Genomic DNA, 26796 nt, shown 5'->3' with positions numbered 1-26796 from the left:
TCGCCTGAGTTCAGGGCCGATTCATCCGCCCCCGGTCTCGTCCGCGTTCAGCTCGGCGGTGATCCGCGGGGACCCGTAGGCGGCACCGGACTCCTCGTGGACCTCCGGGATCCGGGCGGCCAGCTCGGCATCCGCGCGCTCGCGCCACTCCCGGGCCTCGGCACCGGACCGCCACGTGTAGTCGCTCGAGCGGACGACGCCGAGCAGGGAACACAGCCGCGTGACCTCGTGGTCTTCCTGATGATCCTCAACGAACTGAAAGCGGCTGCTCACCAGCTCGTCTCCGAGGCGAAATACTTCGTCGCCTTGCGCAGGATGTCCCGTTCCTCGGCCAGCACCTCACGGTCCTTGCGCAGGCCCGCTTCGGGCGGGGTGCCTGATCGGATCCGGTGGGTGTGGTGCTGGTCATGAGGGGGTGGTTCTCCTGTCGTGCCCCCTCGGGCTAACCCGACAAAGCGGAGCGTCTCGCCCAAGGCTGGCAGAGAGGGCTGTGCGATCGCCCTGACCAGTAGCGGCCGAGAACATGAACACCTACGATGTCTGGATCACGAACAGTGGTACGGCGTGTGATGGACCGATTTGATTTCGAGGAGCCACCAGTATGACTCTCCGCCCTGCCTTACCGGGGATCGACCCGGACCAACTGGAGTCACAGCCCGCCGAATTGAAAATCGGCTCGGTCTTCCAGCCGGTCACCGATCGCAGAGTCAGACAGTGACCGCTTCGCAAACCGTCCTCCTGTTTCTCGATCTGGCCCTGATCCTGTGTCTGGCACGCTTATTGGGGGCCCTGGCCCGAAAGTTCGGACAGCCGTCGGTGATCGGTGAGATCCTCGCCGGAATACTGCTGGGCCCTACTCTCTTCGGCGACCACCTCGTCAGTCTGCTTTTCCCCGCCGATGTAAGGCTGCTGCTGAATGCGCTCGCCGCTGTGGGCGTCGCCCTCTTCATGTTTGTCGTCGGTGCGGAACTGGACATAGGCGTCCTGCGAGGCGGTGGACGGGTCACGCTGTGGACGACTGTCGGTTCCACGGTACTGCCGCTGGGACTGGGCGCAGGGCTGGCGTTGCTGCTGGTGCCGTCTCGCAGTACAAGTTCGTTCGTCGGTTTCGTACTGTTCTTCGCGGTGGCGATGGCCGTAACGGCCTTTCCTGTCCTTGCTCGGATCATCGCCGATCGTAAGCTCGCCCACACGAAGCTCGGCACCACTGCCCTCACCTGTGCGGCGATAACGGACCTGCTGGCCTGGACATTGCTGGCAGTGGTGGTCGCCATCGCCTCGGGCGGACAGTTCGACTGGCGGCTGGCGCTTGTGGTGCCGTATGTCGTGTTGATGGCCACCGTCGTCCGCCCGTTGCTCCACCGGTCGAGCCGGTTCCGGTCCGAGCGGCAACCGGCCGACCCGGGCGGCAGCAGGAACTTCCTCGCCCTCGTGCTGAGTGGTCTGCTCGTCTCCGCCGCCTTCACGGAGTGGCTGGGTCTGCATTACATCTTCGGAGCGTTCCTGTTCGGCGCCCTGTTGCCGAGAGGCTCGGGCGGCAGGCTGCGCGACGGGGTGCTGGGGCGGGTGGAGCCGTTGTGCGGGCTGCTCCTGCTACCTGTCTACTTCGTGCTGTCGGGTCTCAAGGTCGATCTCTCGCAGCTGGACTCCTCGGACCTCGGAAAATTGGCTGCGATTCTGGTCGTGGCCGTGGCGGGTAAGTTCCTCGGCGCCTACGCCGGCGCGCGTATCGGGGGGCTGGGCAGCCGCCACTCGGCCGCGCTAGGCGCACTGTTGAACACCCGTGGACTCACGGAACTGGTGATCCTTGGCGTGGGCTTGGAGCTTGGTGTGCTGGACAGCGAGCTGTACTCCCTGATGGTGGTGATGGCGGTGACCACGACCATGCTCACTGGCCCGCTCCTGAGCAGAATCCTGCCGTCCGACGCGAAGGGCGACGGCCCGGCCGACGACCTGGGCCGTCCGGAACCGAGCACGGGAACCATCCAGGAGTCCCCTACGGTTCGGACGACTCCTTAGCCTCGCGCTTTCACGAGGTGGACTGTCCGAGGCTTGATCAAAAACGCGAGAAGTGCTCCTGACCTGCTTCGCCACCAACACCGCCGGCACCCCGATCGCCGAGCTCGAACTGCGGCACCGCCAGCGCGCCAGAGCCGAGGACCGCATGCGCGCCGCCCGTGCCACCGGCCTTACCAACCTGCCCCTGCACGACGTTGCCCAGAACCAGATCTGGCTGGAGATCGTCCAGATCGCCCTCGACCTGCTGGCCTGGATGCCCATGCTCGCCCTCACCGGCAAGCCCCGCCTGTGGGAGCCCCGCCGGCTGCGGCTGCGGCTGTTCTCCGCCGCCGCCCAACTCGTCACCACCGCCCGAAGACGGCATATGAGATTCACCCGCCACTGGCCCTGGACGGCCGTGATCACCGACGCCCTCGACCGGCTCCAGGCTCTCCCGAACCCTGGCTGACCAGCAACAACGACCTGCCCCGACGAACCTGATCACTTACCGGAGCCGTGGAACCCGGCGCCCACCCGACGCGACAGCCGGGCCACCAGCATGCCCACCCTCACCTCGAGCAGCCGAAACGGCCCGCCGGAGAATCCGACGGACCGTCACGAAAGGTCGAGGCTAGACTTCAGCTATGTTTGAACATATTCGACACAAGCCTGCGGTAACACTTGAACGAGAGCGTGAACTCCTGGTTGTCTGCGCGCCGTTACGCACCCGGGCCAATCTGTCGACCATAGTTCGCACCGCAGGGTGCTGCGGTGTCAAGAAAATAATTGCTTGCGGGAACGGCAAAGTTGACCAACGGGTCGCCCGCGATGGCGCAGATCATGTGGACGTCGAGGTTCACCGAACCCTCACCTCCGTCCTGAAGAAGCTCCGCCAGGATGATTACCGACTGGTGGCTCTGGAGCAGACAACTCACTCGCAAAATTTGCACGACTTCACCTTTCCTCGCAAAACGGCACTTGTTGTCGGTAACGAACGAGTGGGTCTTGGGAAGGATGAGTTGGAGTGGGTGGATGATTGCGTGGAGATCCCGGTATGGGGTCTTCCGCACAGCTACAACGTGGCCACGGCGACCAGCATGGCCATCTATGAGTACTGCAGGCAATATCCGCAGGGTTGACGTGCAGGGCCACGGCGTCCGGTGAGTCTATGACTGGCTTCCTGCCCCACCGGCTTCGTTCGGCTTCGAGGAGTCGCCGGTCGCGGAGGCACCAGTTCAAGCCGGGCGGGGCCCGCCCGCCGGCTCCGTCAGGGCTGCCCGAACATGCCGGACAACAGCGAAGGCCCCACCTGTCGAAGGATCAGGCGGGGCCTTTCATGCGCCGCGCGCCCCGATGCCGTGACCAGTACGTCTCGAATCTCCATTCCGGTTGAAGGCCTTCAGTCCTACACTTGCGTGACGTGATCTTCTGCCAAGTTAGCTCGGAGCATCAATAAATGACGTTACGTCAAATAGTGGGCAAGCGCGTGGTCGAGGTCAGTGACGCGGCGTTCACCGAGCTGTTGTCCCGCCACGATGGTGGCGTGGTCCTCGATGTTGGCACTGGTGACGGCAAGCATGCGTACCACTTGGCACGCGAGCGGCCAGACCAATTGGTCATCGGGCTGGATGCAGCCAAGGACAACATGCGCAAGATAGCCACGAAGGCGGCCGCCAACCCGGCCAAGGGTGGGTTGACGAACCTCCTCTACGTGTGGTCGGCCGCCGAGAATTTGCCCAGCGTGTTGTCCAGGGTCAAGGAACTACACATACTCATGCCCTGGGGCAGCCTGTTACGTGGAGTGCTCGGTTCCGATCTCATGCTCTTGCGCGGACTGGCTTCGGTCTGCGATCCGAATGCCTCATTCCTCATCACTCTGAATCTCCATGCCTGGCGCCCCGCCGTCCCTGAAGTCGGCGACCATCCCGAGCCGACCAGCAAATCGGCCTTTACACACCTGGCCCCTTCCCTGGCCCAGGCCGGATGGCGACTCGACGACGCGAAGTACCTCGACGCCGACGAGATCAGCGCACTCTCCACCTCATGGACACGCCGACTGGGTTCTGCCCGCGACCAGCTGGACGTCCTTGCCCTGACCGGTGCCGTGAACGTCAGCTCTCCCGAGCTACCTCGAGCACGAAGTCATAGGCACGCTTCCGCGACCAGGTCGGCAACTGGGCCAAGGCAAGCGCAAGGGTCTTGTGGGACACCGATTGCGCAAGTAGCGCCCTGACCAGGGTGGCGTGATCGATACCCGGATAGTCCGCCGTATCCGCCTGCGCGCCTTGAGGGGGATCTACGCAGCACAGCACGTCACCAGTAGTGGGGAGCTGGGATTCCGCCTCCAACACCGGGCCCCACCACGGACGTTCTGCCATCGAGACCGCCGCGAGGGCGGCGGTCTCGATGCCGAGGGTGCGCTTGGCCTCCTCCAGGATTTTCGGCAGATCAGCGGCCGGAGTTCTGAAGACCACACGGAACGAGCGGTGAGCGGCGAGTACTCCGGCAATCCGGCGGCGCCCTTCCGCGGAAGCGAGCAGTACCGGTCCGCTGCATGGAGAGACCGCGGCAACGGCCAACTCGTCGGGCAGCCCGATGACTTCCACGGCAGGCCGGATGCCGGCCAGCAGTTGGCCGACCACCGGGTTGTGGGTTTCCATGGTCGACACGGCGAGAACGCGGCCGCCCCTTTCTACCGTCCCCGGCGCCGCCGCCCAGGGGTCGGCAGCCACTCCGTGTGAGGACAGCACCCGACCGGCTGCTACGTCCTGGGCGATCACCGTTTCGGCGGCCGCGATCTCCGCAGCCAGCCGGTTCTCGTCGCCTTGCCCGGCGCGGTACAGGACAAGGCGACCTTCGGCGGGTTCCCGGTCACTCTCGACCAGGACATCGATCACGCTGTCCTGGTGCCTGAGTGAGTGCAGCAGTTCCCGGGGCAGATCGGCTGCGGCCAGGTCCGCGTCCGTGGCCAGGGTGTTGGGCAGGCGCTGGGAGCTGACCCGCACCACCGCACTGGAACCGGGCCGCCAGGCCGAGTTGCCCAGAGCCCGCACGGTGACGCTGTGGCCGCCGATGGTCAGCGTGATCCGCAGGGGACCGGCCAGACCCTTGGGCGAAGGCTCCTGCACCGTGGTCGCGACACCGACCACACAGGTTGCCCGTCCGGTGATGTCGGCACTCGTGATGAATTCGAGCGTCTTGCTGTGGCTGGCTCGGATGTCCCGGTGGCCCCGGCACTGCAACCGCAACAGTTCACGTGACGACATGCTCCTGCTCCCCTCGCCCACAGCCGTATCCGACTGCGATCATCGCAGCAGGCGCCCCGGGTGACGAACCCTTCGGCTGCTACGTACCGTTCATCAGACAGTGACTGAACCAGTCGTGGGCGTTCTGTGTCTCCGCCCACAGACGCTCTCCCCGTACCTGAGCGGCATGCTGGCGCAGCACGGGCAGAATGTCGTCGGGGAGCTGTGAGGGGTAGCAGCGGACCCCGTCACTCTTGGCGGTCCAGTGCGATCCGATGTCGACGACGAGCGGATGACCGCCGGGGACCCAGGGGTTCTGAGACGCATAGGGAAGGTCCTCGTACCAGAGCAGTGCGGCATCCGGCACCGGAGCCAGTCCGGCCACCGCGCGGCGCACCGCGCTGTGGTCGATGTGCCCGCCGATGGCGAGCGGAGCGAGGACGGCGTCGGGCCGTACTCGCGCGATCACCGAACGCAGTCTGGCGGCGACCTCGCGCAAGACCTCGGGTTCGGGCTCGGCGCCCATCTCCGTCGCATCGTCGTATCCGCGCAGGGACGCGTCCCCCAAGTCGCACCGCTCCAACCGCACATCGGCCAGGGCTCCCCAACCGTCCTCCTCGATACGCCGCACATCCGTTGCCGTGCGACTGTCACCGTGCGCCGGGTTGCCCGGGGCGTACCGAGTACGGTTGAAGAACGTCAGGCAGACGAGGTCCGCACCCGCCTCTCGCAGGCGGGACACGGTGCCGCCCAGCGACCAGGCGATATCATCAGGGTGCGGCGACAGCAGGAGCACCCGGGACGAGCGGGGCGAGGTCATGGGCGTCGCGCGGCCGGGTGAAGGGGGTTCACCTCCGGTAGCGGGTCCGCGTACAGCCGTCCGTAGCGGATCACCAGGCGGCGCCAGTCGGACGGGTCCAGGGGGAGCAGCGCGTGCCGGAAGCGGCGGCTCGCGTCGATCATGTGCGCCCGGGCGTCCTGTGCGATCCCGCTGGCGTCGGCGATCTCCTGCATGCGTTCGGCGCCGAAGTTGACCGGGGCGGTCTGGCTGAACTCGGTGGCGCTGGCCTCCAACCAGGCCTCGGTGTCCTCCTTGACGGTGTCCGCCAGGGACCGAATGGCTCTCTCCGCGGGGAGGCCCTTATCCCTGTCCTGCCAGTAGCGCAGCACTCGCGCGCTGTGCCCGATCATGCCGGTCATCGCACCGCCGCTGGTGAGGAAGTGGCCGTTGCCCAGGGTGTCTCCGGCAACCACACCATTGGGCGCGACCTGGGCGTCGTGGCCAATTCGCTCGACGATGCTGAACAGCTTCGGCCCGTACTCCATATGAATCGTGGCAAGCTCCTCTTTCGGTATCTCCAGAATGCCGGACGCCTGGTCGATGAAGAACTGGTACAGGAGTTGCTGGTACGCGGCGAAGTACTCGCTGCTGCCGATGTCCGTGCCCGCGGGCACCAGCTGCGAGGCGACGGGGTCGAAGGTCTTGAAGTCGGGTACCTGGACCATGATCCAGCCGACTTCCGGGTCTCCCTCGTGCCCGACGGCGAGCTGCCTGACCCAGTACTCGTTGCCCTCCTCGTCGAACTCCGAGGAGATCCGCCGGCGGAGCCGTCCATCGACGAGCACACCCACCAGCCCGGCCAGGAAGTCGGCCTGGGCCACGACGGGGCCGCGCCCGTCCTGGTGGTCGACCAGGACGTCGCGCTGGGTGAAGCCGAGGCGCTCCGCATCACTGCTGCTGGCGCCCTCGGCGATGACGAAGAGTTCCGGGACGCCGATGTCGATCGTCTCGGCACCGGGGCGTCGGGTGCGGACGAAGGTGCCCCGGTGGTCCAGCTCTTGGAGCGGCTCGATACGGATGCGCTTGCGGCCGTCCGGCTCGTCGATGAAGCCGTCGCCCTCGTCAGGCACCACCCGGTGCTGCGTGTAGATCCGCACACGCGGTTCTATCCCGCGCGCCAGGTCCATGGCCTGGACGGCCTCCAGATAGCGGCGCAGCAGAACAAGCACCTCGGAGGCACCGGCTTGGAACGTGGACGGTCCGCTGAGCACATCGGCCACTCGAGTGCGGATCTTGCTGGGATCCGGTTCGGGATCGGGCTGGGGCCCCTGCATCATGGAGACCACACGGTGGGGCGCACCGTCTTTCCAGCGGTCGTCGATGAACTCGATGTGGTAAATGGAGCCGGCCAGGTGCTGCTGCTGGTCGAAGCCACAGACGATTTCGTCGGCGGACACGTCCCCGCCGGTCGTGCGAGAGCCGTAGAAGCACTCGGCCAGACGCAGGGTGCGGCCGTCGCCGCGGCGGGGGACACCGTCTTCGCCATACTCTTCCAGCATCATCCGGTCGATGAGTCCCAACTGGTGGAACAGGTCTTCCCGAATGTTCCAGTGCACCCCGAGGCCCGGATCGCCACGCAGTTCGACGCCGACAGAGCTGCGCCCCATGGCCAGCGTCCACAGCATGGCCATCATGTTGGTACCGCCGAGGCCGAGGGCCACGAAATCCGGGTTGTGCGTGGATTCCGGACCGTGCGGATCCCGCAGGTCCTCATCTGTCACTAAGTCTGCGTTCGGCTGTCGCATTACTCCCATGTCCCCGCCTCGTGGTTGTGCGTCGCTAGTGCTGTGGCCGGAAAGGTTTGCCGGGAAGCTCGCGGCTCCCCCAGCGGTAGCTGGGGGGAGCGTCGCGAGCCGGTGAACCTTTCCGGCCACAGCACTAGAAGAACTCGTCGAGAAGCCGGTAGTACCGGAGCCTTCGCTCATCGGCTCCGGCCATGCCGTAGCGGCGCAGAAACGCATCGGCTTGCCCGTCGTCGGACTGTTCCTCACTGATGTCCCGGACCGCGATCGCCAGGTCGACCCACCGGTCGGCCAGGCCGAGCCGACCGACGTCCAGGACTCCCGAGACAGCGAGTGTTGCCGTATCGATCAGGAGGTTGTCCAGGCACAGATCCCCGTGGCAGACGACGAGTTCATCCTCGGGGGGAGGCTCGGTGGCCTCCAGCTTGTCGAGCAGCTGTTGCGCCGACCAGCCGCTGTGGTGTTCGTCGAGATCGTTGAGATCGATCTGGCCCGTGAACGCTGCCGTCCTGGCCCAGCGCAGTGAGACGGCCAGGCTCCGGTTGAAGGGGCAGCCCTCGGCCGGCAGGGCGTGCAGCGCTCGGGTGAAGTCCGCGACGGCGGCGATTACGGCCGGCCGCTCGGCGGGGTTCGGCCAGTCGGCCGCCGGCCTGCCTTCGACGGCCGTAGTGACCAGCCACATCATGTCATCGTCGGCACCGACATCGACTACTCCGGGGACCGGAAATCCCTGTTTGCCCAACCAGACCAGACGCTCGGCCTCGATGGACAGATGGAACCGTAGAGCGTCCTTGCTGCGATGCGGCGTGGTCTTGACGAAGTACGCGCCGGAGTCTCGGCGCTCCACCCGGTGGATGGCCGTGCCGTCGGAACGGACGGCGACCAGGATGCGGTCGCCGTCCAGCTCCAGCCGGCTGGTCAGGGTGAATGGCAGTCCTGCCACGCCCGATGCCTCAGCCGCAGGCCGGATCCAGGGCGTTGCCCTGGTCCTTGTCGCGCTTGGCGATGCGCTCGACAGTGTCTTCGATGCGCTGCAGTACTCCCTCGCTGTCCTTGAGCGAGCCACCGAACGCCTCCAGCGGGAAGGCGAGCTTGCGCGCGTCGGGCAGGTCCCCAGGGGCCAGTTCCAGCTTGCTCGCGACCTGCTTGGCGCCCTTCTCGAAGGCGGTCAGCGCATGCTCGACCTCGGCTTCGCCGTAGGCAGCGGTGACCATGTGCGTGCCGCTGTCCTCGAAGTAGGCGCCGAAGTCGTAGGCCGCGCGGTAGATGTCCCAGGACAGGCTCTCGGACTCCACGACGACATCGAACATCATGTTGGGGCCGGTCACGAAGGCGGGGATCCCGACCGACGCGAGGACGTCACGCATCCCGTCCTTGAGCAGCTTGCCCATCTTCTCGCACTGCTCGTGGACCGCGCCGTCCTCGATCTCGTCCAGCACCGCGAGGGCCGCGGCCATCGGCGGTACCTCGCGGGTGTAGGTCCCCGCGATTCCGGCCTTGTCGTAGGCGTCGATGACCTCGCGCCGGCCGAGGACGGCGGAGAGGGCGTGGCCGTTGCTCAGGCCCTTGCTGACGGTGATCATGTCGGCCCGGACACCGCCGGTTCCGTTGAGGCCCTTGGCACCCCAGCGCAGCGCCGTGATGACCTCGTCGATGATGAAGAGCACGCCGAACTCGGCACAGATGCTGGAAAGGTTGCTGTAGTAATCGGTGTCGAGCCAGGCGGGCTCGGGAGTGACGATGACCCCCGCGATGTCGCTGCCGAACTCCTCGAGGAAACGCCTCAGCGCCGTCTCGTTGTAACCGAAGTTCGCCACCCGGGTACGCGGGTCGAAGCCCATGTTCAGGTAGGAGAGCTGCCAGTCGTGCCAGCCGTGGTATCCGGAGGTGAGGATGAGGTCACGGCCGGTGTAGGCACGCGCGAGCCTGATCGCCGTGGTGGTCGCCTCCGAGCCCGTCTTACAGAACACGGCCTTCTCACCGGCCGGGTAACGCTCGACCAGCCGCTCCGCGAGCTCGATGCGCTGCGGCGAGAGCGTGCTCGCGAACACTGCGCCGTGGTTGCGGACGGCGTTGCTGACCGCCTCCACGACGCGCGGGTGCTGGTTGCCGAGCAGCAGGGCACCGCTGGCCGCGGTGACATCCAGGATGCGCTTCCCCTCGACATCGGTCATCCAGGAGCCCTGTGCGCTCACGAAGACCGAGGGGAACCGGGTGCCGATGTCGTAGTCCTCGGCCGCCGTGACCCGGCGGGCGCGCTCGATGGTTTCGGCGTTGCTCTGGCCGGTGGTGCTGGTCATCTAATTCCTTCCGTTACCAAGGCAGGTCTGCGACCGTTGCCTCGAAACTAAGAGGTGGTGTGGTACACGGCGCAGCCGGCTAAGCGGTCTGCGCTGGCTCCATCTGCTCCGAACACGAGGTGCGCGCGTCGGGGTGCAGCGGGTGGAGCGGGGGGAGCGGTGCCGTGTGCAGGCGGCCACCGCGGATGAACAGTCGACGCCAGTCGGAGTAGTCGAGGGTGACCAGCGAGTGGCGGAAGCGGCGGCTCGCGTCGATCATGTGCGCACGGCCGGTTACGTCGATTCCGCTGGACTCGGCGATCTGGTGGATGCGCTCGGCGCCGAAGTTGATCGGCGCGAACTGGCTGAACTCCGACGCGCTGACGGCGAGCCACGCCTCGGTGTCGCGCTTGATGGAATCGGCCAGGGTACGGATGGCTTCCTCGGCGGGGATGTCTTTGTCCCTGTCCTGCCAGTAGCGCAGGATCCGCGCGCTATGGCCGATCACGCCGGCGTTTGCGCCGCCGCTGGTGAGGAAGTGGCCATTGCCGAAGGAGTCCCCCGCGACCACGCCGTTGGCTGCCAACTGGGCATCGTCGCCCATGCGTTCGACGAGGCTGAAGAGCTTGGGGCCGTAGTCCATCTGGATTTCGTCCAGCTCGTCTTCCGACAGTTCCAGCACCGCGGCCGCGTGTTTGATGAAGCAGTTGTAGAGAAGCTGTTGGTAACCCGCGAAGTACTCTGGCGAGTTGGTGTCCGTCTCCGGAGGTACGATTCCCTCCGCGATCGGGTCGAACTTCTCGAAGTCGGGGACCTGAATCAGGATCCAGCCCACCTCGGGGTCGTTCTCGTGCCCCACGGCGATCTGACGGACCCAGTACTCGTTCCCGTCCTCGTCGAACTCCGTGGAGATACGCCGCCGCAATCGGCCGTCGACGAGCACTTCGCAGAATCCGGCCAGGAAGTCGGCCTGGGCCACGACTTCACCGCGTCCGTCCTGATGGTCGATCAGGACATCGTGCTGTTCGAACCCGAGCCGCTCGGCATCGCTGCTGTAGAAGCCCTGCGCCACGACGAAGAGCTCCGGGACACCGATCTCGATCGGTTCGGTGCCAGGTTGGCGCATGCGGACGAACTTTCCCCGGTAGTCGAGCTCTTGGACCTCTTCGATCCGGATGCGCTTGCGGCCATCGGGCTCGTCGAGGAAGCCGTCGCCCTCCTCGGTAATCACCCGGTGGTTCAGGAAGAGCCGCACCCGGGGATTCTCCATCCCCCTCGCCAGGTCCATTTCCTCGAGCTTCTCGAGATAGCGCCGCCACAACCGCAGCAGCTCCGATGCTGCCGTCTGGAAGGTGGAGGGCCCGTCGAGTACTTCGGCCAGATCTTCTCGGATCCTCGACGCGTCGGGCACCGCGGGGGCCGGCGGCGGCGGAGTCACCGTGATTGTGCGATGGGGGGCGCCACCCTTCCACCGGTCATCGATGAACTCGATGTGCTGGATGGTGCCGCTGACGTGCATGCGCTCCTCGAACGAGGTCACCACTTCGTCGGCTGAGATTTGACCCGCGATGGTATGCGGGCTGTAGAAGCATTCGGCGAGCTTGAAGAGCTTGCCGTTGCCAAGGCGAGGGACGCCGTCCTCTCCGTACCGCTCCACCATCATCTGGTCGATCAGACCGAGTTGGTGAAACATGTCCTCACGAATGTTCCAGTGCACTCCGAGGGACGGCTCGCCACGCATTTCCACACCGACGGCCCGGCGGCCCATGGCGATGCTCCAGAGCATGCCCATCATGTTCGTTCCGCCAAGCCCCAGGGCCAGGAAGTCCGGGTCAAGGACTCCCCGTAAGTCGTGCTCTTGCTCTAAGGGGAGCTGATTGCCCTGCTGGGAGGCCACAATATTACTCCTCACTGTTCTCAATCTCGCGCGCAGGCTATGACGTTCACAAGGCAATGGTTCTACGGCTGTGCCGGCTTCTCGTAGACCGAAATATGCGTGGAACTCTCGGAGGTCATGGCGGCCCGCTGCCAGTTGCTCCAGCGATGTTTCAGCTTCAGTCCCGCCATTCGAGCCATAAGGTCGATTTCCGCCGGGCTTACATAGCGCATCGGGACCGGCTGCAGTCGTACCGAGCCGTTCTCCAGGAGGATTTGCTGCGTGAAGAGAGTCTGATCCAACGGGTTGTAGTCGACCGCCCAGAGCCCCACGCTGGTGGACGTGATGGATTCGATCAGCAGGTGTTCACTGCCGTTCGGCCCTTGGTTGTCTGGAATCGGCACCCGGGTGGGCATTTCAACTACGAGGAAACCGCCGTCCTCCAGGTGATCCGCGGCATTCTGGACGCAACGGACCTGTTCCTCCTGGGAGTGCAGGAGAAAGGGACCCCAGTCGATCCAGGGGATCAGCCGGTACTTACCTTCGACGTTCATGTCGACGTAGTTCTCCTGGATGACCCTGATCTGGTCGCCTCCAGGTTTCTCGCGCAGCTTCTCGATCATCGCTGGGGATGTCTCGAAGCCGTGGACTGTGAGCCCGGTCAGTACCAGCGGAATAGCGACCCGGCCCGTTCCTATGCCCAGTTCCAGGACCGGCCCGCCATTCGCCAGCTCCTTCAGGGCCAGCAGACAGTCCTGGTCGATCTCTGCGCCCATCCACTCGTCGTGGACGTCTGCCCAGTAGCTACCCCAAGCCGTTCGGTCAGGGTCGTCAAAACGCTCTGTCACTTCGCCCACCTGTCTACGGTTCGTCGATTCGCCGAAGTACGGGCGCGTTTCAGAGACGCTCGCCGTATGCGCGGTAGTACGTGTGCAGTGCCTCGTTGATCTCGGGAGAAGCGGAGGCGAGCAGCTCGGGTGGCGGTGTGAACGCGGGGTCGAACTCGTCGAGAGCCTCGCTGTAGAGCCGACGCAGCTGATCCTCGATCACGGGCGGCCAGTCGACGGGGATGCCCCAGTCGTGTTCGTACCCGAGGGCGAGCGTGTGCTGGACCGCGGCCTCCAGGCACTCTTCCCGGCTCATCGCCTGGATGGGAGCGCGCAGTGGCGTGAAGACATCCAGGTCGGTGTCGTGCGGCTTGCCGGTCAGGCGGGCCGCGAAGTCCTGGGCGAGCAGCGGCGACTGGTGGAGTCCGTCGCGGTAGGTACCCGTCATCAGCCAGAGGCCGTCCACGCCGGCCTCGCCGAGCAGCGGGAAGCCATCGAGCGGCACTGGCCGGTTGCCGACATAGATCTTGTCGACGCGTCCGTCCACCAGGTCCTTGCGAAGCTGGCGAGTGCAGCCGAGCAGCAGGTTCAGATCGTCGATCGCGGGAGTGTCGCGGGGCTCGGGAGAGATGTTGTTGGTGGCGCCGAGGTAGATGCGCCCGTTCTCCCGGGGGACGGCGTGCAGTCCGCAGGCGAAGGCCCGGTTGGGGGTGCGGATGACGCTGTCGGGCGCCCTTCCTTCCGCCGTCTCGATCAGCAGGGCGACACCGTACCCGGAGACCATGCCCGGGATGCGTTCACGGATGTCCTGCGGAAGGGCGCCGAGCAGGTCGCGCGAGGCGGCGCCGGCCGCGATCACCACAGAGGGGGAGGAAAGGATCTCGCCCGTCGAGAGCACGACGCCCTCGGTCTTGTCCCCGGCGATACGGACGTCGGTGACATGTGCGTCGACGAGGGTGCCTTGGGCCCGGGTGAACGCCGTGGCCAGTCCCCGCAGGAGAGCCTGAGTGTTCAGGGCGTGCTCATTGGGAATGAACATGGCCTTCAGCGGACGGGACACCGGGTCCGGGTCCAGCCAGTCGAGCTCTTCCGGATCGAGATCCTCGTAGGGTTCGTGGTACTCGTCCAGGGCCGCGCGGATCGAGGAGTACCCGGCGCTGTCGATCTCCGGCACGCCGATGGTGTTCAGAATGACGATGGTGCCATTGGCGCTACGAAGAGACTTCTCGTCGGATTCCTCGACGAGTTGCTGTTCCCATTCTGTCCACAGACTGGTGGCACGCACATCCATGGCGAGCTTGGCTCGGCCGTACTCGCTCTGCAAGAGGCCTGGCGTGGCTTCACCGAAGCATCCGTTCATCGCGCCGGCTGCGGCTGATGCGGCAAAGGGTCGGGATGCCTCGCCGACCACGGCTGTCTTTACTCCCTGACGGGAGAGGGCTAAGCCAAGTGAAAGCCCCAGTGCACCGTTTCCCACGATGATTGCGTCATAGGTGCGAGAATTCTCAATGGCTGATCCTGGCATGCGCATCCCCCATGGATGAAGTATCCGAACCCCGGGATCAATCAATAGCAGACAGATGGGCCCAACAAGTCGGCAGCGCGCTTTGTGACGCGGATCACGTTGAAGTGCGCGGGCGCTCGCCCCGGAGGCTCGGTCGATCCTGGCATAGGAGACTGGCGAGGGGAAGTGGTTAGCTCGAACAAGATCCAAGGCCGCGCGTCAACTGATGTGAGCCGACGATATTTTGACGGAGCATCAGTACGCCAGGCAGGGTGCGAGTATTCTCGGTCGACGGGATGAACGGATGGTGTCGCGTGGGGGCACTGGCTGTATCGATGCACCGCATCACGTGCCGCCGTCGATCACTATCGGTAACGCCGCGACTACGAACTCGCTGCTTCGAGTTCCTCATCGGAGGATAATCGCGCACTGGCGGAGGGCTATCCCGGGCCTTCGAACTTAACCGGGCAACGCTCGATCTGACGGGCTCGCCCGTCGCACCTGACCACGCTCGGGTGGCGGCCATCCCTGGCTCGGACGTCGTGTTCGGCTCAAGCGGGTGCGCCGTTCCGGGTTGCCTGCCCGCTCAACTTCGAAGACCCGCTATCCCGACCGCTTCGTCCAATATGGATGGCCGGCCCCGGCCGCTTCGTTACCATGAGGGCGACGCGGGGGCTCGGCAGTCTTTGTGTCAGCCATTCATCCGGCTGCGGGCCTGCGCGCCCATAATCTCAACAAGCGCGCTCATAACCCCAACAAGGAGGATTAAGTCGTGGGCAATGACAGAGACTTACCGGACGCTCTGAATCCGGATTTCCTGGCCCTGGGGCTTGGCGGCACAAACATGATGGCCATGCTCTGGAGCGTCGCCATGGGGCGCAGCGCGGTCGGAGTCGAGATGCGTGGTGACCCGGCCCCCGGAGCGGGCTGGAACATCGCCGCGGACACCTACCACCAACTCGGCCTGGTCGACCAGATGATGCTGGAGCGGTACGGGGAGGAGCGGCTACCCCGGCGTGGCGACGGACGGATCTTCCGCCTCGCTGAGTGCTTCCACAGCCCGGGTGCGGTGTCCGGCACCATCGCGGTGGAAGAGGTCATCGACTGCTACATCGACTTCGAGGACGAGGAGCTCAAGGTCGCGGGCAACCTTGAGTACAACGAGTTCATCGACGACCGGTGGCAGAACGGGACACCCCACCGCGTGGTCTCCGCACTGCCGGCCGCAAAGATCCCTGAGGCGCCGGATCCGCGTCTGATTCGCACCGATGTCGCCGAGATCCTCCAGGACACTTTTCCCTTCCAGGTATCGGCTGCCGAGCTGCTGACCTTGATGCGGAGGTATCTCGAGGAGCTGGCGAAGATGGACCTGGCGGAAGGCCTCGAAGAGCCCCGGGTGCGACTGTTCAGTACCCACCGGGCCATCACAGCAGCGGACGGCGGCGGGTTCTCCGACGCCCCCGACGGCCGCAAGCGCATACGTGTCGAAGCACTCCAAGAGCTCGACTTCCGAGGGTACTTCGTCCACGTCCGCCGACCCGGCTCCAAGATCATCGACATCGGTGTGCCGGAACTGTTCATGGTGGCGCAGGGCCCCGAGAGTACGGACGCCGAACAGCTCGGCTACCGGGCCGAGCCGGTCGTGCTCGACCATGGTGACGGACGTGGCCCCGTCCCGGCCACGGCGGACTTCGTAGCGACCCTGTTCAGCATGTACGCCCAGGGCCGGTTCCGTTACCGCATCTCCACCGAACTGGACGAGGACAACGACGAGTACTGGACACGCCAGATGCTCATCGGTCACGAGAACGACCCCGAAGTCGGCTGGATCATGGTCCAGGTCCCCGAGTTCATGACCTTCGATCCGGTGGCGAAGGGCATGGTCTCCGCCGACACGGACGACTCGTCGCCCCGCTACTTCGCCGCCTACCAGCAGCTCCTCAAGGAGTTCTTCCTGGACCGGGCCGAAGAGCTGCTGGAACTGCCCAAGAAGGTGGTCAAGCGGATCAACACCTTCTACGGTCCCAAGCTGGTGACCATCACCATGCGCGCGGGGACCGATGCCCAAGTGGCTCCCAACGGCGTCGTCGCGGGAGAAACCTTCGGGAACGGCCACTTCATCAACGGCGGCAACTCCGTCACCGGGATGACCGGCCACAGCTCCCGCGTGCTCCGCTACTGGCAGCAGCGGGATGCCGGGGAAACTCCCGAGGAAGCGATCAGGGTCCTTGCCGACGGCATCAAGGAGGACACCGAGAGCTGGATCCGAGTGAGCGAGAAGGAGTTCGCCGAGGCTCCTCAGCACCACTTCAACGAAGAGTGCTTCCGCGAGATCGCCGCGGCCAGGAACCACCGGCGCCATCTCGTCACCCTCGACCTGTCCGACTGGAACCGGCTGCTGGTGCACGCCGGCCGTCTGCACACGGCGCCGCTGCCGCCCCCGGCAGACGAGCACCCTGCCACTCGCGGGCTGGGCTGGACCCGTGCCCAGGCGCAGGCCGAGAGCGTACTGATTCCGGAGTCGGTGAACGTTGGCTGACCGGACAGCGGCACACCTGAGCAATGACCACGTGTGCGCCGTTCCTGCGGCGGCCACGACAGTGGTCCCGCCCGCCGACGACTTCATCAAGCGCTGGGTCCACGACAACCATTGGCTCAGTCCTGAGCGGCGGAAACTCCTGGGGCGCTGGGTCGACGATCCGACACCGCGGGAGGAGGTCGCGGAGCAGCTCGGCACTTCACTCGGCGAGCTGTTGCGCTCCTTCAACAACACCGCACCGATTTCCCCGCCCATCGGCTTCCGTTATCGCAGTGTCGGCTTCGCCGTGACGGCCATGGCCGGCACCTGCGACGACATTGCAGACGGCAGGTACCCGCAGTTCGGCACGCCGGTCACCCTGCGGTGCTACCTGACGGACACCTCCCTGTTGCCTCAGGGCATGTTCGAGGCAGCCGACTGGAATTTCATGGACGCGGGACGTCCCGGTTTCCTCGGATACGCCTACGGCGTCCGGTCCGGGGAAACGCTGTATCTGGCCGGAGTACAGAGCGATATCGCGGTCCGCTACAGCTACCTCTTCCAGGGCCGTGGCGGCGAGACCGAGATACGCGTGGGCGATGAAGTCCAGGCACGCGGGACCGAGGATCCGGCAGCCCTCTACGGCCAGTACGTCTCGGCGTTGCGCCGGACGTTCCAGCGGTACTGGATCCAAGTGATGCTGGGCGCCGTCACGGCTTGGGCCGAGACCGAGCAGGAGCTCACCGAGCTCGGCCTGCTGGAGTTCCCGCTGACGGCCGAGGAGGGGACCCAGGGGCACGTCGTGCAACGGGTCTACCGGGAACTGCCGGACAGACTGGAGAGCACGAGCCGCTGTGTACGGGTGGCTGATCGCTGCCACCCGTACACAGTTGCCCTGTTCGACGAGGTCACCCGGTATCTCGGTGACCGATGGAAGCCGGACAGGCGGTAGGCCGGCTGAAGCGCCGGTCAGCCGGCCGGCCGGTGATCGATTGACGGTGCGGTGACCGCGAAGCGGTCCTGGAGCAGCTTTCTCGCTGTGCGCAGGGCCACCGCCTGGATGGTGAGTGTCGGGTTGGTCCCGGCGGGATACGGCAGCACCGCACCGTCACCGACATAGACGTTGTCGACGTCGTGCAGCCGCCCGTCGGGATCGGTCACGCTGCTGCGTGGATCCGTTCCCATCCGGCAGGTGCCGTGCAGATGGCTACTTCCCATCGCCCAGCCGGACGGCTCCCTGAGGACGAGCTCGCAGCCGGCGGCGCGGATCAGTTCGGTGCCCCGTTCCAACATGTACTCCAGGCGTGCCAGATCCCGTGGGTGTGCCTGGTAGTCCATCATCACGTCCGGCACGCCGTGGGCATCGGTGCCCGTTCCCAGTCGTACCCGGTTGCCCAGCTGGGGTTCGTCGGGCACCAGGGCCTCGATGCGCAGCAACTGCTCGTTCTGCCGCAGTCGGTACGTCCGTTCGGGGCGGGCCTCGTAGAGCAGGCCGCCGAGACCGCCGGGAGCGGCCGAGTCCTCGTAGAGGTCGGCCACGGCGAACGTGGAGAAGGGGCCATTGCCCATCACCTCACTGTCCGACGGGGTGCCGTCGGCCCTCTGGTAGCCATAGCCCAGAAGGTATTCGCTCAGCTTGAAGCACAGCCCGCGGCCCACGAGGTCATGGGTGTTGCCGAGGCCCTGCGGATGACGGTCGTTGGTCGAGCGCAGCAACAGCGCCGCCGTCTGCACGGCGTTGGCACAGAGCAGGAACTGCCGGGCCCGGATGCGGTAGCGCGTGCCGGTGTCCATCCGCACACATTCGAGTGCCTGGGCCGTGCGGGTGCCGTCCGTGGTCAGCCGTACCGCCTTGAGGCCGGCGAACAGCCGGGCGCCACGCGCCATGGCGGGTTCCAGGAAGCGGGTCACCGCGTCACCCTTGGCGCCGATCGGGCATTTGCGGCAGATGCAGGGGGCGTCTGCCGCACAGCCGGGGCGTCCCCGGAAGTCCTTGCTGACCACGGCGAGAGGGGTACTGAAGGGCCGCCATCCCATAGAGGTTGCCGCGGTGGAAAGCCGGGCGCCCTCGGGAGATGTCGGCACCGGCGGCAGCGGATAGGCCGCACCGCGTGGTGGCAGGGTCGGGTCCGTGTCCGCGGCGCCGGACACCCCTACCAGTTCCTCCACCGCCGTGTAATACGGGTCCAGTTCAGATGCCTCCCAGGGCCAGCGCAGGGGAAGCTCGCCCTTCCCGAGGGCGGTCTCCGGGTCGAAGTCGATGGGACGGTTGCGGAAGTAGGCGCCGCCGTAGAAGACCGTGCCGCCACCGACGTTGCAGGTTGTCCACGGATACCCGACTTTGCCCCACGTGCCGTTCTCCTGGCGGACCCAGGCTGATTCCGAGGTGGCGAGGACGTCGTCGTAGGAGGTGTCGTCCGAGACGAATCCGCCCTGCTCCACGACAACGACCGACAGTCCGCTGGTCGCAAGCAACCAGGCCGCAAGGGCTCCCGAGGCGCCGCTCCCGACCACGCAGACGTCGTAGTCTTCCGCGAGATCCGCCGCGGTGGGGGCCGGGCCGTACGCTCGCGTCATCAACTCCCCCAGGCGTTGTCGCGGTTGAGACCTTCCAACGCGTCTCGGATCTCGGCCAGCTTCACCTGGACCAGCGGCAGGTTCTCGGTTCCCGCCAGATCACCGAGGCCCTTGAGCAGGACGTACGGGATGGAATCCGGCTCGGCCGGCAGGTAGCCGCGCTTGTTGTCGTCCCGCACCACGCTCAGGACGTCGTCGACAGTCATCTTTCCGGGCAGCCTCTGTGGCGCTCCGAGTGCGGCGACGATCTCCTCATGCTGTATGACGCACTCTCGGGACATCCAGCCCCGTGCGTGCGAGATCCGGGCCGCGACGATCATTCCGAAGGCGATCGCCTCTCCGTGCGAGAGACCCTCGGAGCCGCGGAGCCGCTGGTCTGCCAGTTCCACCGCATGACCGGTGGTGTGCCCGTATTCGAGTACCAGCGCAGCCCGTTGTTCACGGGTGTCCTGAGCAGTGACCATGGTCTTGGCGCGGATGCTCTCGTCGAGCAGCCACAGCAGTGAATCCGGTGTGTTCAAACCGCCGTTGGCCAGTACCTTGCGCAGACCGGGGAGGGCGTCGGGAGCGATGGCCAAGCAGTTCTTCGCGGCTTCGCACAGCCCTGAGCGAAGCTCTCGTTCCGGGAGGGTGGTCAGCATACGAATATCGGTGTAGACAGCCTCTGGGGAATAGTAGGTCCCGATATGGTTCTTGCCGAGGGAACTATTGATTGCCTGCTTGAGCGACAGGACCGAGTCCATCGCAGCGACCGTGGTGGTGGGTATGTGCACCAGGCGCACACCACGGAAGATGAGGGCGGACAGAAGACCCGCAAGGTTTCCCGGCACACCGCCGCCGAAGGCAATGACGACCGTGCTCCGCGTGGCATGCGCCCCCAGTGCCCGTTCGACGTAATCGGACAGTTGGGAGAGGGACTTCATGTGTTCACCGGGCTGTTGGCTCAGCACCTCGACGGGTGCAAGCGCGCGCAGCCCCGGGAGTATCCTTTCGCCGTGCAGGGCGAGCACCGTGTCGTCCGTGACCACGATGAACCGGTCGGCGCCGAGGTCTGCCAGCTCCCCCAGGATCCGATCCGTACAGTCGACCCCGTAGTGATAGGGGAACTCGACTTCTCCGATTCGGACTTTGCGGACGTGCCAGTTGCCGCCCATCCCGGTAGCGGCTTCACTCACACTAACCATCCATCATCTCCCGTCTCGATGCAGGTCGATGCTCGCCCTACTTGTCTCGCAGGGCATGCGTGTGTAGCTGAACAACGGCAGGGTCACCGAGGCAATGCGTCCTGGCTCTCGTGATACGTCGGCGCATCTCCGCACCGAACGTCAGCATCCCCGTAAATCCCCCGTGCAAGGGCCGATGCCCCTTGCAAGCCGACTGTCTCCCAGGCCGACTTGGGCCAGTCTGACAGATGGAGTCGAACACCGTAGCCGATTGATGTCGGGTGCCGGGTGGAACGATCCCGGAAATCGAGATGCCGTAACGAAGCGTGCCGATGACGTGACACGTCGTGATCATTTGTGAGTTCGTGCGTGGTACATGCGCGGCTCGACAAGAAGTTCCGGATCCCCCATGTTCAAAGCGCTCACTTCATAGGATACTGAGTGGAGCCCTGAATCTCCTTGCCCGCTCAAGGGGTTGAGTAGGAGATTGCTCGGGGACGGGGGTAGCGCCGCGGTTGAATCCGCGTGACATGGGGGGTGTTTCACGGCATCATGACGTCCGGGCACCCTGGACTTGACTCGTCCGGTCACAGAGGCGGTGGATGCGTTCTGAGGACTGGTTTAAGCTCCCGCTCCCCCTGGCATCTGCGATGCCCCCGGCATTCCGCTGTAGCACTGCCCGTTGCGATGACATATGCCGATTCGGAATCCGCCTAGCGATACCGGTGGTCCGCCGGCGTAACCGCCGAGAGCTCGAAGGAGCGTAGTGGTCAACTTACCTTTACTCCCAACAGTGCCACGCCACGTCACGGTATTCGTGAACTGGGTATGCAACCTGACGTGCCGTGAGTGCTGGATGTATGGAGACTCCGCCAGCGAGAGTGTCTGGATGGAGGAAGTCAAGCGCGATCAGATCACCGTCGACATGTGGAATGGCCTGGTCGACGAACTCGCCGAGTCTTCCGGTGAGAAGACGTTCTTGACCATCATGGGCGGGGAGCCCCTGATGCACCCACAGATTATCGAGCTGGTCCGCCAGGCAAAGCGCAGACTTCCAAACTGCAACCTCGACATGAGCACGAACGCGACCCTGCTGCCGCGATTCTCCGAGGGTCTTGTGGAAGCTGGCATCGACGACGTTTATGTCTCGATCGACGGTCCGACAGCGGAGATCAACAACCCCATCCGTGGCCGTAAATCGTTCGAGCGCGCCGTTGCGGGACTCCAGTCGCTTCAGGAGGCCAGTCGCAAGGCCGGCCGGGGTCCGAACATCGCGATGAACTTCACGGTGACGGGCATGAACTACGAGTCTCTGCCCGACATGGTCACCCTCGCCGAGTCGCTCGGTGTCTCGACGGTCAGCGTTGACCTGGCAAGCTACTTCACCAGGGAAGAGGGCAAGGCCTCACGGCCCGCTTTCGAGGCGGTCACCGACCAGCCCTTCATGTCCTGGGCCGGCTTCTGTAACGAGCACCAGCACAAGGACATCGTCCCGGCCCGGCTCGAAGAGCTGATGGACGAGGCGATGAACCGCTCGGACGCGGTCGAGGTGCTCATCGCCCCGACGCGCTACGGAAATTCCGAGAAGAGCAAGTTCTTTACGTCGGAATGGCGCAAGATCGTGCGCGATACCACGTGCAAGAAACTCTGGGCTCAGACTTCGGTGCTCCCCAACGGGCAAGTGATCAGCTGCACGACGTTCCCGGACACGGTGATGGGTTCCCTCCGCGACTCCTCGCTGGGCGAGGTCTTCCGGGGAGACGCGTACACGAAGATGCGCGAAACCATCAAGAACGGCCTTCAGCCGGTCTGTCATCGATGCTGTGAACTTAACATGGACATCGATGTGGACCCTGCCCTGTATGAAATCGAACCCGTGACAGTGAGGGCGGAATGACCACCAACGTGGCACAAGTTTCCAACGCCACCTACCAGGACGTCAGTCGGGCGAACCAGGTCTATGGTGAAGTATTCCGCTACACGTTTGAGTACGTCTACGGAAGCCACATCCCCGGCGCCGTCGCTGAGTTCGGATGCTACGAGGGCTTCAGTGCTCTGATGCTCGCCGACCTCATCACCGAGTTCAATGCCCAGGATGATTTCTACACCAAGATCTTCCCGCGGCACCTCTACGTCTACGACTCCTTCAGCGGATTCCCCAAGAGTGTGAATCCCGTCGACTCGATCTCCTATGAGGTAGCCGACAGCGGCTACTGGAGAGAGAACGAGGACGCTTCCCCTCCCGGCACCGAGGATATGTTGCGCCAGGAGTTCACCCGTCGGTTCGGTGAGACAGGCTGGTCGGTCGTCCCGGGCATGTTCGAGGAATCACTGGTTAAGCAGCCGGTCAAGCACGAGGTGGCGATAGCCAACCTCGACTGCGACCTGTATTCGTCCTCCGTCGAGGTTCTCGACCACCTGCTCGGCAACAAGCTCATGCCCGACGGTGCGGTGCTGCTCCTCGACGACTACAACTGCAATCGCGCCAATCCTCGTTTCGGCATGCGCCGCGCCATGCGGGAGTGCTTCGCGCGCACCGACGGGTTCTACGAGTACAGCGAATTCCTGCGGTACGGATGGCATGGTCGGGCGTTCTTCGTCCACCGCACCGGTGACAGCATCAACCCGGACGCGTGAAGAAGGTGACGGTGAGCGACCCGGACATGCTGGCCCTGGTTGTTCGTGGGCCGAAGGAACACGCGCTCGAACGGATTCCCATGCCCGTACCCGCGCCTGGGGAAGCGCTCGTTGCGGTGACCCATGTGGCGGTGTGCGGCACCGATCTCCGGCTGCTCCGGGGCACGTTGCACGACGCCGACTACCCCGTGATCCCCGGACATGAATGGACGGGACGGGTACTGGAAGCCCCAGACCGTCCCGAGCTGGTGGGGAAGACGGTGGTCGGCGATGGGATCACGCCGTGCCGGCAGTGCGAGCGATGCGCGGAGGGCGGATACAACCTCTGCCAGGACCTCGATGAGGTCGGCTTCACCAGACCCGGTGCCTTCGCCGAGGCCTTCACCATCCCGGCGGCCAATCTCCAGTTACTTCCCGACACCCTTTCCGGTGCGGAGGGGTGTCTGCTGGAGCCGCTGTGCGTCGCCTTGCACGCCGTCGAACGGGCGCCGGATGTCTCCGGGCGCTCAGTCGGCGTGATCGGTGCGGGCACGATCGGCCTGCTCGTCGGGCAACTCGCTCTGGCAGCAGGTGCGCAGTCAGTGACGGTGGCGGAGCCGGAGGAGCGCCGACGCCGCCTCGCAACCGAACTGGGCCTTGATCAGGTCTCCTCGTTGGCGGAATTGGGGAAGGCGCTCCCGGAGATCGTCTTTGACGCTACCGGTGTGGCATCCGTGTTCCCAGACGGCCTGGAAGCCACGCGTCCTGGTGGCGCTTATGTGCTGGTCGGCTACTCGGGCGAGGAACCGACACACTTCGAGCCGAGCGCGGTCATGCTGCGGGAGGTGACCGTCTATGGGGTGCTGTCCGGATACGGCCAGCTCGACAAGGCTCTGGACATGGTCGTCAACGGCACTGTGCGACTCATGCCGTTGCTGGACGAGGAACTGCCGATGTCCGACTACCGTTCGGTACTCGAGGACCGGGGCGGTGACGCTCCCCTGCGTACCGTCTTCACGACCGGAGCAGGGCAGACCGTGTGACGGAAACCGGCAATAGCCGGCTCCGCTCCCTGTGCCTTGGGAGACAACAGCCAGCCGGGGTTTGCGGCCCACACCGCGAACCCCGGCTGGCTGTTGTCTCCCAAGGCCTCTTCAGGCGCCGTCGTTCCTGACGACCGCTCGGTACAGTTCTGCCGTGTCCCGGGCGACCGCGCCGAGGTCGTACCGGGCCCGCACCGCTGTGGCGGCCTGCTCGGCGGCGGTGTTCCGCCACTCCGGGTCGGCCATGGCCTTTCGGATCCCCTCAGCGAACGCTTCGGGTGTGCGCTCGGGCACGAGCCAGCCGAGAGCGCCGTCCTCCAATACGTTCGCCACACCACCCACACCCACCGCGATGATCGGCAGCTTGACCGCCATGGCCTCCAGCATGACGCTGCCGAATTCCTCGTGGATCGGGGCCATCAGCATCAGATCCATGGCCTTCATCACGGCAGGTATCTCTTCGTTCGGCACATAGCCGGTGACGGTCACCCGGTCGCCCAGCCCCCGGCGGGCGACGTCCTGTTCGAACAGGTCGCGCTCATTGCCGTCGCCGCAGATCAGCCAGTGGATGGGCTCGTCAAGCAGCTCCTCGGCTATGTCGAGAATGATCGGCCAGCCCTTCTCCCTCGCCAGGCGGCCGACGTAGCCGACCGTGGCCTTGTCGGCCGGGAGGTCCCAGCGGCGTCTGACCGCCTCGATGGCTTCCGGTGTGGCGCGGGCGGCGAAGGCTTCGGCATCGATGACGTCGGGCAGTACCGCGAAGGCGTCGTCGCTCCGGCGGCTGCGTTTCTTCAGCGTCGGAATGGTGCGGGGCGTCAGGGTGATGGTGCGCGCGGCCGCCCGGATGGCCCGCTGCTCAACCCAGCGGGCGAACGGCTGCAGGAGGCCGTCGAGCCTGTTCATCGGGTGGTAGGTGACGATGATCGAGCAGTGCACGGTAAGGACCAGCGGAACCCGCAGTAGGCGGCATAGCGCCCAGCCGAGCAATGGCGGAATGATCACGCCGCTGCAGTGGACGTGCAGTACGTCCGGCCGGCGGCGGGTGCGCAACAGATGGCGCAGCACCCCGAGCGCCCAGGAGAGGTTCAGATCGACCATGCCTCGGATGCGTGAACGCAGCGGGAGGACGGGCACCCGGACTCCGAGGACTTCGGTACGGTCCGATACCTGCCAGCGTCGCGGGGCGCCCGGGAGTTGAAGGGTCAGCACGGTCTGTTCGATGCCTTCGGCATCCAGTGCCTGGGTCAGCCGCGTTATCTGCGACTGCATTCCTCCGATGGCATCGAACTTGACTGGCCAGGACGTCTTCGCGAGCTGCGGCCAGTAGTAGTGCGGAGTCAGCCTCAGTACGCGGAGCGGGCGGTCCTGCTTGTTCGCTTTGGTCATGGGGTGGCTGACCTTTCATTTAACATCTCGAGTAAGGAGTCGATTCGCTTCGGATCGCCCAGTGCCTTCATGCAGAGATCGCAGATGCTCTGGTAGCGATCAGTGCCCAATTCCGTGAACAAGGGGTGGCTGTCGATCATCTTCCGGAAATAGATGGGGGAGTCCGGGTTGTAGAACTCCTGCACCAAGGCCTCCCGTCGCTGCTGCTTCGCCATTTCTGCCGGGGCCGACTGGATGGGGCCGAGGAATACAGGCGTGCGCTTCATCGCGTCGGTGCTGATGTCGAGCTCGCAACAGGCGTAGACATCACCGGTGGCATGCACGGTGGTGGTGAGGCTGTCGCAGTCCGGCAGTTCGGTGACCGGACGCCCGTCTCCCAGTTGGATGAGGTCCTTGCCGCGCCCGCGGATCAGCAGTTCGTTGTGGATGAACGGTTCGTTTGCCTCCTCCAACGCGGCGATGATCTGCGCATCTGTCTCCTGCTCGGTGGACGGGCAGAAGTTGATTTCGGTGAGCAGACCGTATGAGCGACCGGCTCGCACGGCGTTGATGGCCCGCTCCACTGGGAAGTAATGCACGTGGTAGGCATCGGCACTCACCGACAGGCCGGAGATGCCGGCCTCGACGAACGGGGCCAGCCGGTCCCGCGCCATGGTGTCGTTCCGGGCCCAGAAGCCGTTGGTCTCGACATCCACGACGTAGCCGTGGCTACGTGCGAAGGCGATTACCTCAGTCATGTCCTTGTGGAAGAGGAACACCTCGCCACCGCTGAAAGTGACGTGCTTCTTTCCGCTACTCTTTGCAGTGGTGAGGGCGGACTTGACTTCATCTGGGGTGAGGCGTTCGGTGCGCTGAGGGCTGGATTCCACTATGCAGTGGGCGCAGGCGAGATTGCAGGTGAGTGTGAAGTTGACGGCTAAGCGTTCATGACTGGGGAACCGGTCCCAAATGGGGATGGCGGAACCATTCTTATCCATCATTTACCTATCTCGGGTGAATGAGAGTGGTAGCGGCCGAAGTCCGTTGCTGATGACTGAGGGTGCGGGGTGGATGAGACGGCGCACCCATATACCGCGAAGGGGACGGTCATTGCTTGGACGCGGAGGTTTCGCGTTATTCCGTGACACGTGAAGGGCGGAAAGAGGGCTACCGGCAGCTGCCATTTGCCACTAGTGTGACCA

The 26796-nt window shown here is 65.1% G+C and carries 20 protein-coding genes and 2 pseudogenes; 9 read left to right on the top strand and 13 right to left on the bottom strand.

The features are described 5' to 3' along the window. Positions 1 to 21: 21 nt before the first annotated feature. Complete coding sequence (locus ABD858_RS15485; protein ID WP_425586207.1) at positions 22 to 273, bottom strand: IS3 family transposase; 252 nt, start codon at positions 271 to 273, stop codon at positions 22 to 24. A gap of 441 nt (positions 274 to 714) precedes the next feature. On the opposite strand from ABD858_RS15485, the gene ABD858_RS15480 reads away from it, so the two are divergent. The 4 genes and pseudogenes from ABD858_RS15480 to ABD858_RS36820 all read left to right on the top strand — a co-directional run. Continuing rightward, positions 715 to 2019, top strand: a complete 1305-nt coding sequence (locus tag ABD858_RS15480; RefSeq protein ID WP_345037753.1) for a cation:proton antiporter domain-containing protein — start codon at positions 715 to 717, stop codon at positions 2017 to 2019. 58 nt (positions 2020 to 2077) lie between these two features. Beyond that, positions 2078 to 2467: pseudogene (locus ABD858_RS15475) on the top strand (transposase); the annotation flags it as partial. Between the two features lie 175 nt (positions 2468 to 2642). Continuing rightward, a complete protein-coding gene (locus ABD858_RS15470) occupies positions 2643 to 3137 on the top strand; it encodes a TrmH family RNA methyltransferase (protein WP_345037751.1) in 495 nt (164 codons plus the stop codon). 317 nt (positions 3138 to 3454) lie between these two features. Continuing rightward, a pseudogene (locus ABD858_RS36820) lies at positions 3455 to 4048 on the top strand (class I SAM-dependent methyltransferase); the annotation flags it as partial. A 61-nt stretch (positions 4049 to 4109) separates the two neighbouring features. On the opposite strand, the gene ABD858_RS15460 reads toward ABD858_RS36820, so the two are convergent. From ABD858_RS15460 to ABD858_RS15425, 8 genes are all read right to left on the bottom strand, one after another. After that, positions 4110 to 5264 carry a DUF371 domain-containing protein gene (locus ABD858_RS15460; RefSeq protein WP_345037747.1) on the bottom strand — a complete coding sequence of 385 codons (1155 nt, stop codon included), beginning with the start codon at positions 5262 to 5264 and terminating at the stop codon, positions 4110 to 4112. Positions 5265 to 5343: 79 nt separating this feature from the next. Further along, complete coding sequence (locus tag ABD858_RS15455; RefSeq protein WP_345037745.1) at positions 5344 to 6063, bottom strand: PIG-L deacetylase family protein; 720 nt, start codon at positions 6061 to 6063, stop codon at positions 5344 to 5346. Next, positions 6060 to 7805, bottom strand: a complete 1746-nt coding sequence (locus tag ABD858_RS15450) for a hypothetical protein (RefSeq protein WP_345037742.1) — start codon at positions 7803 to 7805, stop codon at positions 6060 to 6062. Before ABD858_RS15450 ends, ABD858_RS15455 begins: the two co-directional genes overlap by 4 nt. Before the next feature lie 157 nt (positions 7806 to 7962). Beyond that, positions 7963 to 8769, bottom strand: coding sequence for an APH(3') family aminoglycoside O-phosphotransferase (locus ABD858_RS15445; RefSeq protein ID WP_345037740.1), 807 nt, complete (start codon positions 8767 to 8769; stop codon positions 7963 to 7965). Positions 8770 to 8779: 10 nt separating this feature from the next. Beyond that, positions 8780 to 10126 carry an aminotransferase class III-fold pyridoxal phosphate-dependent enzyme gene (locus ABD858_RS15440; protein WP_345037738.1) on the bottom strand — a complete coding sequence of 449 codons (1347 nt, stop codon included), beginning with the start codon at positions 10124 to 10126 and terminating at the stop codon, positions 8780 to 8782. A 79-nt stretch (positions 10127 to 10205) separates the two neighbouring features. Further along, entirely contained in the window at positions 10206 to 12002 is a 1797-nt protein-coding gene (locus ABD858_RS15435; protein ID WP_345037735.1) for a hypothetical protein, read from the bottom strand. Positions 12003 to 12064: 62 nt separating this feature from the next. After that, entirely contained in the window at positions 12065 to 12757 is a 693-nt protein-coding gene (locus ABD858_RS15430) for a class I SAM-dependent DNA methyltransferase (RefSeq protein ID WP_345037733.1), read from the bottom strand. Between the two features lie 121 nt (positions 12758 to 12878). Further along, positions 12879 to 14333, bottom strand: coding sequence for an NAD(P)/FAD-dependent oxidoreductase (locus tag ABD858_RS15425; RefSeq protein WP_345037730.1), 1455 nt, complete (start codon positions 14331 to 14333; stop codon positions 12879 to 12881). 751 nt (positions 14334 to 15084) lie between these two features. Here ABD858_RS15425 and ABD858_RS15420 point away from each other — a divergent pair. Both ABD858_RS15420 and ABD858_RS15415 read left to right on the top strand, forming a co-directional pair. Further along, positions 15085 to 16851 carry a hypothetical protein gene (locus ABD858_RS15420; RefSeq protein ID WP_345037728.1) on the top strand — a complete coding sequence of 589 codons (1767 nt, stop codon included), beginning with the start codon at positions 15085 to 15087 and terminating at the stop codon, positions 16849 to 16851. Positions 16852 to 16882: 31 nt separating this feature from the next. Continuing rightward, positions 16883 to 17782, top strand: coding sequence for a hypothetical protein (locus ABD858_RS15415; RefSeq protein WP_345037726.1), 900 nt, complete (start codon positions 16883 to 16885; stop codon positions 17780 to 17782). A 17-nt stretch (positions 17783 to 17799) separates the two neighbouring features. On the opposite strand, the gene ABD858_RS15410 is transcribed toward ABD858_RS15415, so the two are convergent. Both ABD858_RS15410 and ABD858_RS15405 read right to left on the bottom strand, forming a co-directional pair. Continuing rightward, positions 17800 to 19407: an FAD-dependent oxidoreductase gene (locus ABD858_RS15410; protein WP_345037723.1), complete on the bottom strand. Its 1608-nt coding sequence runs from the start codon at positions 19405 to 19407 to the stop codon at positions 17800 to 17802. After that, positions 19407 to 20582 (bottom strand): 2-deoxy-scyllo-inosose synthase, encoded by a 1176-nt coding sequence (locus ABD858_RS15405; RefSeq protein ID WP_345037722.1) that lies wholly within the window; start codon positions 20580 to 20582, stop codon positions 19407 to 19409. The genes ABD858_RS15410 and ABD858_RS15405 overlap by 1 nt, the downstream gene beginning before the upstream one ends. Before the next feature lie 754 nt (positions 20583 to 21336). Here ABD858_RS15405 and ABD858_RS15400 point away from each other — a divergent pair. Genes ABD858_RS15400 through ABD858_RS15390 form a run of 3 tightly spaced genes read left to right on the top strand, consistent with a single transcriptional unit; the run spans position 21337 to position 24229 of the window. After that, complete coding sequence (locus ABD858_RS15400) at positions 21337 to 22467, top strand: radical SAM protein (protein WP_345037720.1); 1131 nt, start codon at positions 21337 to 21339, stop codon at positions 22465 to 22467. Further along, entirely contained in the window at positions 22464 to 23207 is a 744-nt protein-coding gene (locus ABD858_RS15395; protein ID WP_345037718.1) for a TylF/MycF/NovP-related O-methyltransferase, read from the top strand. The genes ABD858_RS15400 and ABD858_RS15395 overlap by 4 nt, the downstream gene beginning before the upstream one ends. An 11-nt stretch (positions 23208 to 23218) precedes the next feature. Beyond that, the gene (locus ABD858_RS15390; RefSeq protein ID WP_345037716.1) at positions 23219 to 24229 is read left to right on the top strand and encodes a zinc-dependent alcohol dehydrogenase; all 1011 of its coding nucleotides are present in this window, start codon (positions 23219 to 23221) and stop codon (positions 24227 to 24229) included. A 111-nt stretch (positions 24230 to 24340) separates the two neighbouring features. Here ABD858_RS15390 and ABD858_RS15385 read toward each other — a convergent pair whose 3' ends face one another. Together ABD858_RS15385 and ABD858_RS15380 are read right to left on the bottom strand one after the other, a co-directional pair. Beyond that, entirely contained in the window at positions 24341 to 25615 is a 1275-nt protein-coding gene (locus tag ABD858_RS15385) for a glycosyltransferase family 4 protein (protein ID WP_345037714.1), read from the bottom strand. Next, complete coding sequence (locus ABD858_RS15380) at positions 25612 to 26595, bottom strand: radical SAM protein (RefSeq protein WP_345037711.1); 984 nt, start codon at positions 26593 to 26595, stop codon at positions 25612 to 25614. The genes ABD858_RS15385 and ABD858_RS15380 overlap by 4 nt, the downstream gene beginning before the upstream one ends. Between the last annotated feature and the right edge of the window lie 201 nt (positions 26596 to 26796).

The organism is Streptomyces sannanensis, assembly GCF_039536205.1.
Classification (GTDB): domain Bacteria; phylum Actinomycetota; class Actinomycetes; order Streptomycetales; family Streptomycetaceae; genus Streptomyces; species Streptomyces sannanensis.
The sequence above is the reverse complement of the archived record's forward strand: the minus strand, read 5'-3'. Positions and strand labels throughout refer to the sequence as shown.

Bases quoted from the DNA above. Each gene is read 5' to 3' on its own strand.
- ABD858_RS15470 (WP_345037751.1), top strand. From the start codon at position 2,643: ATGTTTGAACATATTCGACACAAGCCTGCGGTAACACTTGAACGAGAG.
- ABD858_RS15410 (WP_345037723.1), bottom strand. From the start codon at position 19,407: ATGACGCGAGCGTACGGCCCGGCCCCCACCGCGGCGGATCTCGCGGAA.
- ABD858_RS15430 (WP_345037733.1), bottom strand. From the start codon at position 12,757: ATGGGCGCAGAGATCGACCAGGACTGTCTGCTGGCCCTGAAGGAGCTG.
- ABD858_RS15385 (WP_345037714.1), bottom strand. From the start codon at position 25,615: ATGACCAAAGCGAACAAGCAGGACCGCCCGCTCCGCGTACTGAGGCTG.
- ABD858_RS15460 (WP_345037747.1), bottom strand. From the start codon at position 5,264: ATGTCGTCACGTGAACTGTTGCGGTTGCAGTGCCGGGGCCACCGGGAC.
- ABD858_RS15455 (WP_345037745.1), bottom strand. From the start codon at position 6,063: ATGACCTCGCCCCGCTCGTCCCGGGTGCTCCTGCTGTCGCCGCACCCT.
- ABD858_RS15440 (WP_345037738.1), bottom strand. From the start codon at position 10,126: ATGACCAGCACCACCGGCCAGAGCAACGCCGAAACCATCGAGCGCGCC.
- ABD858_RS15425 (WP_345037730.1), bottom strand. From the start codon at position 14,333: ATGCCAGGATCAGCCATTGAGAATTCTCGCACCTATGACGCAATCATC.
- ABD858_RS15395 (WP_345037718.1), top strand. From the start codon at position 22,464: ATGACCACCAACGTGGCACAAGTTTCCAACGCCACCTACCAGGACGTC.
- ABD858_RS15380 (WP_345037711.1), bottom strand. From the start codon at position 26,595: ATGATGGATAAGAATGGTTCCGCCATCCCCATTTGGGACCGGTTCCCC.